This is a genomic window from Halomonas gemina, from assembly GCF_023554995.1.
Lineage (GTDB): Bacteria > Pseudomonadota > Gammaproteobacteria > Pseudomonadales > Halomonadaceae > Halomonas > Halomonas gemina.
This window is the reverse complement of record NZ_JAMJPK010000009.1, coordinates 100,228-107,673: the sequence shown is the minus strand read 5'-3', so window position 1 is coordinate 107,673 and position 7,446 is coordinate 100,228. Positions and strand designations below refer to the sequence as shown.

At 62.4% G+C, this 7,446-nt stretch carries 4 protein-coding genes; 2 read left to right on the top strand and 2 right to left on the bottom strand.

Features of this window, described 5'->3' with window-relative positions; genetic code table 11:
* Nucleotides 1-95: transposase domain-containing protein (locus tag M8009_RS17435; RefSeq protein WP_250059491.1), on the top strand; the 95-nt coding region annotated here is incomplete at its 5' end.
* A 28-nt stretch (nucleotides 96-123) separates the two neighbouring features.
* On the opposite strand, the gene M8009_RS17430 is transcribed toward M8009_RS17435, so the two are convergent.
* Together M8009_RS17430 and M8009_RS17425 are read right to left on the bottom strand one after the other, a co-directional pair.
* Nucleotides 124-2,052, bottom strand: coding sequence for an EAL domain-containing protein (locus M8009_RS17430; protein WP_284047885.1), 1,929 nt, complete (start codon nucleotides 2,050-2,052; stop codon nucleotides 124-126).
* Nucleotides 2,042-4,840, bottom strand: a complete 2,799-nt coding sequence (locus M8009_RS17425) for a hybrid sensor histidine kinase/response regulator (RefSeq protein ID WP_250063515.1) — start codon at nucleotides 4,838-4,840, stop codon at nucleotides 2,042-2,044. Before M8009_RS17425 ends, M8009_RS17430 begins: the two co-directional genes overlap by 11 nt.
* A 527-nt stretch (nucleotides 4,841-5,367) precedes the next feature.
* On the opposite strand from M8009_RS17425, the gene M8009_RS17420 reads away from it, so the two are divergent.
* Entirely contained in the window at nucleotides 5,368-7,233 is a 1,866-nt protein-coding gene (locus tag M8009_RS17420) for a sensor domain-containing diguanylate cyclase (RefSeq protein WP_250063513.1), read from the top strand.
* Nucleotides 7,234-7,446: the final 213 nt, after the last annotated feature.

Here is a 7,446-nt window from a genome sequence, read left to right as displayed (position 1 = left end):
ACGCCTACCTGAAGGACGTGCTGGAACGGTTGCCGACCCAGAAAGCCAGCCAGCTCCACGAGCTCCTTCCGCAGAACTGGCAAAAAACCGCCTGACCATGCGCCGGCGGTGATGCCCGAACGCTTACGCCTCGGCAACCTCTGTCATCAGGTGGGCCAGGTCCCACAATTGTCGATCGCCACTGTCACGGCCGAAGCGCTTGTTGATGACGGGGAGTTCCTCGAGCCTAGCCGACACCAGGGCCATAGGTAGTCCAAGCCGACGACACACCTGACAGACCGCTTCGGCCTGTTCGCGAAAACTTGTTTGGGTGAGCAGCCCAGTATGGAGGTCATAGCCGTCCGAAGAGGAGAGCGCGAGTTCGTTCTCGACCATGCTGGCCAGGTCGTCGAGGAGCTTGGCATCCTCTTCCCCGAAGGCCCGAGGTGCAGGGTCGACCAGGCAGAGGGTGCCGACCTTCTCACCGCTGCGCAGGTAGAGTGGCCGGCCGGCGTAGAAGCGGATAAAAGGGGTACCTGTCACGCCTGGGTAGTCATGGAAAAGCGGGTGTGCGTGGGTATCGGACACCACCATCAGCTGGTCGCCTTCCAGTGTCTTGTGGCAGAAAGCGATGTCGCGCGAGGTCTCTGTGATATCGAGACCCTGCCGGGACTTGAACCATTGGCGGTCACGATCCATCAGACTGATTAGTACGGTGGAGACGCCAAATAGCCGGCGTGCCAGCCGGGTGAGACGGTCGAAGCGCGCCTCGGCGGGCGTGTCCAGAAGACCCAGACCCGAGAGCGCAACGAGCCGACGCTCCTCGCGCTGTGACTCGCGGATGATGAACCAGTCGGGGACCTCATCCGGCGGCAGGGGGCGCGCGATCAGATAGCCCTGAGCCAGATCGCATTGCAGGTCGTTGAGATAATTCAGCGTCTCTCCGTCTTCGACACCCTCGGCGGTGGTGTTCAGGCCCAGGCTGCGGCCGAGCTCCACCACCGAGCGAATGACCGCACGCGACTCCTCCGAGTCGTTGGCCGTCATCACGAAACGTTTGTCGATCTTGATCTCGGTGAAGGGCAGGCGTACCAGTTGCACCATCGAGGAATAACCAGTGCCGAAGTCGTCGATGGAAAGCTGGAAGCCCTGCAGGCGCAACCGAGTCAGGGTAGCCAGCGAGGTGGTGGCATCCTGCATGGCGCCGGTCTCGGTGAGTTCGAGCACGATGCGCTGAGGGGCGATATCACGCTCGCGGCAACGCTGCAGGATGGCATCGAACAGGGCAACGTTGCCCAAAGAACGCGCGGAAATGTTCAGTGACAGCAGGATGTCCTGAAGGACATGCTGCCCGACACGCCTGACGGTGGCCTCCGAGGAGATTTCGGCCAGCCAGTCGAGGGCCTTTTCGATCACCTGCAGGGTCAGGCGGTCGATCAGGCCATGAGTCTCGGCCAGGGGGATGAAGACGTCTGGAGGGATGAATCCCAGTTGGGGATGCTGCCAGCGGGCCAGTGCCTCGAAGCCCACGAGGGTGCCGGTACGGCAGCGCACCTTGGGCTGGTAGGCCAGATGGATCTGGTCCAGCGTGAGCGCCTGTTTCAGGTCCTCGACGCTGGCTTCCTGGGGCAAATATCGTTCGCCTGGCGAGTCCTCGGCGGTAACCTCTCCCCTCTCCATGGCCTTGTGCAAGAGCTCGCGAAGACTGGAGGCCGAGAAGGGCTTGGCAATCACACCGACGATGTCCAAACCATGCTCTCTGGCCGAGCGTGCGGCAGCATCCAGTACCCGGCTACCCACTCCGCTGGTGATGATCAGCCGGGGCTGACAGCCACGCCTGGCCAATTCGGCCATCACCTCCACACCATCCATTTCCGGCATGATCAGATCGATGGCCAGGATATCCGGTTGCCAAGTCGTCACTTGTTCGAAAAAGATGGCCGGCGAGGTGATGTGCCGTGCATCGAATCCGTCGAAATCGGCGACACGCGCGATGGTCTCGCCTGTCATAACCTCGTCATCGAGGATCAGCAGACGCGGCGGCTTTTCCTTGCCGGCTGAGTCAGTCTTCATCCAGGGTCTCTCTGATCATTCTCAACAGGGCGACGGGGCGATAGGGCTTGCCGAGGAATCGGACGCCTTTGTCCAGTCGGCCGTTGTGGACGATGGCATTTTCCGTATAGCCGGAGGTATAGACCACCTTGAGGCCAGGACTGAGCCTGCAGGCGACGACGGCCAGTTCCCTGCCGGTCATGCCTCCGGGCATCATGACATCGGTGAAGAGAAGGTCGATCGCATTGTCATCGGCAAGAACCGCCAGGGCGCTCGGACCATCCACCGCCTGTCGCACACCATACCCGGCAGCCTCGAGTTGCGCCACGACATACCCCCTCACCGCGACATCGTCCTCGACCACCAGAAGGGTCTCGCTACCCTCCAGGCTCGCCTCTTTCTGCAACGTGGAATCAGGTTCCGTAGCAGTTTTCCGGATGCGCGGCAGATAGAGCTTGATGGTGGAGCCCTCGCCCTCCTCTGAGTAGAGATTGACATGCCCGGCGGACTGCTTGAGGAAACCGAAGACCATGCTTAGCCCCAGCCCCGTCCCCTTGCCTTTCTCCTTGGTGGTGAAGAACGGCTCGAAGACACGTCCCCGGATGGCCTCCGGGATCCCCGTACCGGTATCGCTGACCGCGATACAGACATAGTCGCCCGGTGCTAGCTCCAGATACTCGTCGGCATACTCAGCCGAGAGCGACACATTACGGGTCTCGACAGTCAGGTGCCCGCCATCGGGCATGGCATCCCGAGCGTTGAGGGAGAGGTTGAGAATCGCGCTCTCGAGCTGGGAGGGATCGATATTGGCCGACCAGAGAGAGCGCCCCGGATGGAAGCGTAGCTCGATCTGCTCTCCCAGAGTTCGCCGCAGCAGCTCGGTCAGCCCGCGGATCAGGCGATTGATATCGGTGGGTTGCGGGTCCAGCGCCTGGCGACGGGCGAAGGCGAGGAGGCGCTGGGTCAGGTCGGCACCCCGCTGGGCGCTATCGGCGACGGCCTGGATGAGGGGCGCCAGCCTGGCGTCATCAGCCAGCGCCTCGCAGAGCAGATCGGCATTGCCCAGCACCACCGTCAGCAGGTTGTTGAAGTCGTGGGCCATGCCCCCGGTCAGATGACCGATGGCCTCCATGCGATGCGCTTCCTGAAGCTGCGCCTCGAGATGTTTCTGCTCGGTGACGGTGCGAAAGTAGACCGCCAGCCCCTCCTCGCCAGGATAGGCATTGACCTCGAACCATTCTGCCAGCGGCGGATAGTAGAAGGTGAAGTGCTTCGATTCACCGGATTCGACGGCGCCATGATAGTGAGTCCAGGCCTCACTCTCCCTGGCTTCGGGAAACTCCTCCCAGACGTTGCGACCCAGGAGCTCGTCGGCGTTTCTCGACAGCACGCGTTCCGCCTGGTGATTGAGGTAAGAGAAACGCCAGTCCTTATTGAGCAGGAAAAAAGCGTCGCTCATGTTCTCGAGGCTACGCGTCAGCCGCTGGGACAGCGACGTCTGGCGTGCTTCCGCCTCGCGCTGCACGGTAATGTCCTCGATCACGGCGACCAGGCTGATGATCGTGCCGTGCATATCGCGCTGAGCGGAGACACTGTTCCGGCACCAGACGACACCGCCCCGACTGTCCAGCATGCGTTTCTCGATGACGAAGCCGTTTCTCTCGCCGGCGAGAAGAGCTCCGAGTTTTTCTAGGTTGTCCTGTCTGTCCTCGGGATGGGTGAGGGCGAGAAAGTCTGTGGACGTCAGTGCCTCCTCGGAATAGCCCAACATGTCGCACAAGGCCCGGTTCGCATACAGGAATCGGCCTTTCGTGTCGGCCTGTGCGATACCAGTCGCGGCCTCGGCGAAGAGGCGGCGCCAGCGCTCTTCATTGCTTCGGTACCGTTCGAGAAGGGTCTTGAGCTCACGGGCGCGGGCGACCAGTTCCATGTTCGCGGGTTCGATGGCCTGCGCTTCGTGGAAATAGTAAGTTACGTCCTCGGTGCGGTGCAGAATCAGTGACAGCTGTCGATACTCGTCGAAGACTGGAACATTGATAGGGCTCCAGTAGCGCTCTTCGAAGTCACCGGTCTTGGGATTGGGTATCGGATAGCGAAGGACGGGCATGACATCGGGTTGGCCATAGCGCTTGACGCACTCAAGGGAAGCACTCAGTTCCTCGATACCCTCCGCATTCGACTGGTCGGGCGTTACCGGGAAGACGTCGAAAAGCTGGCGACCAATAATGGCATCGCGGTCTGTATAAGTCGTCTGCAGATAGGCATCACTGACCTCGACAATCCGGTAGTCGTCGGCGGTCAGCACCAGATATAGGCCCGGAGCGGATTCAAAGATGGCACGAAACCGTGACTTGAGGGCCTGCTCTCTGGCTAGTAGCTCGCGATTGCGCTGTTCCGTGGCATTGCGTTCGGTGACGTCATGCACCACCGACAGCACCGAGGTCACACGCCCTTCAACATCAAACTGGATGGAGTTGTACCATTCGCATTCGACCACGGTCCCGTCCCGTGTCAGGTTGCGATTGGTCGAATCATGCTGCCGCTCGGCGCCGAGGAGAAGTTGCTGGATGACCTCGGCGACGGATTCAGCATCCCCGGGATGAACAAAATCGAAGTCGAAGGGATGCAGCCCGATGACCACCTCGGCCGGCCAGCCGAACAGGATTTCAGCGTGTCTCGACCAGCGGGCGATGCGAAAGTCGCTATCCCACTCGATCACGGCCAAAGGCAGGTTGTCGAGATGGAAGCTGAGCAACTCATGGTCTTGATGAACGGGGCGGCCACTCCCTCCGGAATCCTGGGGCATCATGTCGTTCTCCGTTACCGTGGGTCCTGTCCGCCACTTTTGCACTATGTCTTCTCACACCTTAGCGCCCCAGCATTGCCTTGTCGCCGTAAGCCTCGGGAGTCGAAAAGACCGCCCCTGGTGGCCCATAGACTCACAAGCTTCTCTCTGAGAGCACACTATTTACGGCAGCCCTCAGGAGCCTGGCCTCTCTACTTGGGCTTCCACGCGGCGGCCTGAGTGGTTGAGCGGAGGCGCGAATCCCTCGCACCACCGGCTCGGGTGAGCCAGGTGGCTACCGGCCTACAGGCAACCAGCCAACGAAAAGGCTCGCCTGCCAGGCGCCAGGGATTGGAGCCCGCTCCCTGGGCTGGCACTATGCCCATCAGCATACTGCATGACATCGCCCTGACAGCGAGCATTACAAAAATACTGATGGTGTAAGCCTGAAGATCGTCAACCCCCTCACAGCCGCCCTGCGGCAACACTTCTTTTCCCTGCGCGGACGCCTGCTGCTGGGCGTCGCGGGGGTATGGTTCCTGCTTTCCCTGATGCTGCTGGCCTTCGGTTGGCAATCCGGCACCCTGCTGGTCGAGGAAACCAACCGGGTGCACCTGCGCTATGAGGCCGATCTCATTCGCAATGCGATTACTCACCAGGTCGAACAGCGCCTCGAGGCGCTCGAACGGCTGGCTGCCAAGCTGCCCGACGCCTCACAGGGCGCTTTGGCAAGCGGAAGTCAGGAGGCCCTGCTCACCCTGTTCGATGGCCTGGTAGTGGTGAATGCCGAGAACGAGGTCGTCGATGACTGGCCCAGGGTGCCGGGTCGGGTCGGCAGGGAGGTCAACGATCGAGCCTATGCACGTTTCATGCAGGCCGTGCAGCGCCCCCATGTCAGCGAACCCTTCATCGGTGCGGTCTCCGGCCAGCCGATGGTCATGATGCTGGCCCCCCGTCGCGACGAACGAGGCAACTATGCAGGCTTCCTGGGCGGGCTGGTGGAAATCGACGGCAGCGAGCTGTTCGAGGGATTCGAGCGCCTGCGGCTCGGCGATGCCGGCCATGTCGTGGTGGCCACGACATCAGGCCAGCTGCTCTACCACCCCGAACAACGCCATCGCGTGCCAGAGATCACCCAGGCGGAGGGCGATTCCCGCCTAGAGCTCGCCCTCCTGGGCTGGGAGGGCGAGGCGCGAGGTGAACTGCGCCAGGGCGGCGAAGCCCTCAAGGCCTATCGGCAGATCTGGCCCGCCGACTGGGTGGTGGGTGTCTACCTGCCTCTCGACCAGGTCTATGCCCCGCTGAGCAACGTGATGGAGCGCATTACCCGCCAGGCCTGGTGGGCCTTGGGCCTGCTGCTGCCGGTGATGGGCGCGCTGATCTGGCTGGCCCTGAGACCGCTGACGCGGCTGGCTCGGCAGATCAAGGAGCTGAGCCTCGGGCGCAGGCGCTCGCTGGAGATTCCTACCCGGATGGCGGAGCTACGCCGTGTCATCGATGTCTTCAACGAGGTGGAACAGCAACGGCTGGAAACGCTGGAAGACCTGCAGCAGCGCCGTGCCTTGCTGAGAGGCATCCTCGCTGCCTCACCCCAGGGCATGTTCGTCACCGACACCCTGGGTCAATTGACCTTCGTCAACCAGGCACTGAAACGGTTGCTGGGCATCACGCCGCCGATCCGGCTTGCCGCCTGGGCCCGGCACATTCACGAGGAGGATCGCGACCCGGTCATTGAGGCCTGGCTGGCGAGCCTGCGCCAGCATCAGGACTTCGATCGCCAGTTCCGCTATTACGCCGAGACCGGCGAGTTGATCTGGCTGGACGTACACACCAATGCGATCAGCGTGGACGGCGAGTTCATCGGTCTGGTGGGGGCCGTGCGCGACATCACCCAGCGCCAGCACGAGGATGCCCTGCGCCGCTGGGAAGCGGAGCATGACCCGCTGACTGGCCTGCTCAACCGCCGCGGCTTCGAGCGCCGGCTGGAGGAGGCCTTCACCGAGTGGCAGAAGGTCGGCACCCCTTCGGCCGTACTGCTGTTCGATCTGGACCACTTCAAGCGCATCAACGACGAGGGTGGACATGCCCTCGGCGACAGCATGCTTCAGCAGGTAGCCGCCGCGATGGGCGCGGAGACGCGCAGCAGTGACCATGCCGCCCGCCAGAGGGGCGATGAGTTCGCCATGCTGCTGCCGGGATGCGAGCTATCCAGAGCCATGCATATCGCCGAGTCGCTGCGGGCGCGGATCACAGACCTTGGCCAGGAAGGGCACGGCAGAACGTGGCGGGTCACGGCCAGCATCGGGGTCAGCGGCTTCCAGCGTGCGGACCAGGCCATCGATGACGTGGTGAACCGCGCCGATGCGGCGAGCTATCAAGCCAAGTCACAGGGCCGCAACGGCGTGGTCAGCGCATGACCACCACACCGGTGAGCCCGGCGATGCCCGAGGCTTCCCGATGATTGAGCCATCTTGTGGCGAACAACTAAAAAGAGCCCGTCCACTCGCGGGGAGGGACGGGCAAGGGGGTTACAGGACGCAACCTGAATCTCAGTGTAGCGCGCTGCCGCCCGGTCGCCCGGGCGGCAAGGTAACGCTTTGTGGCGCTGTGTGACGCGGGTTTATGGTGTG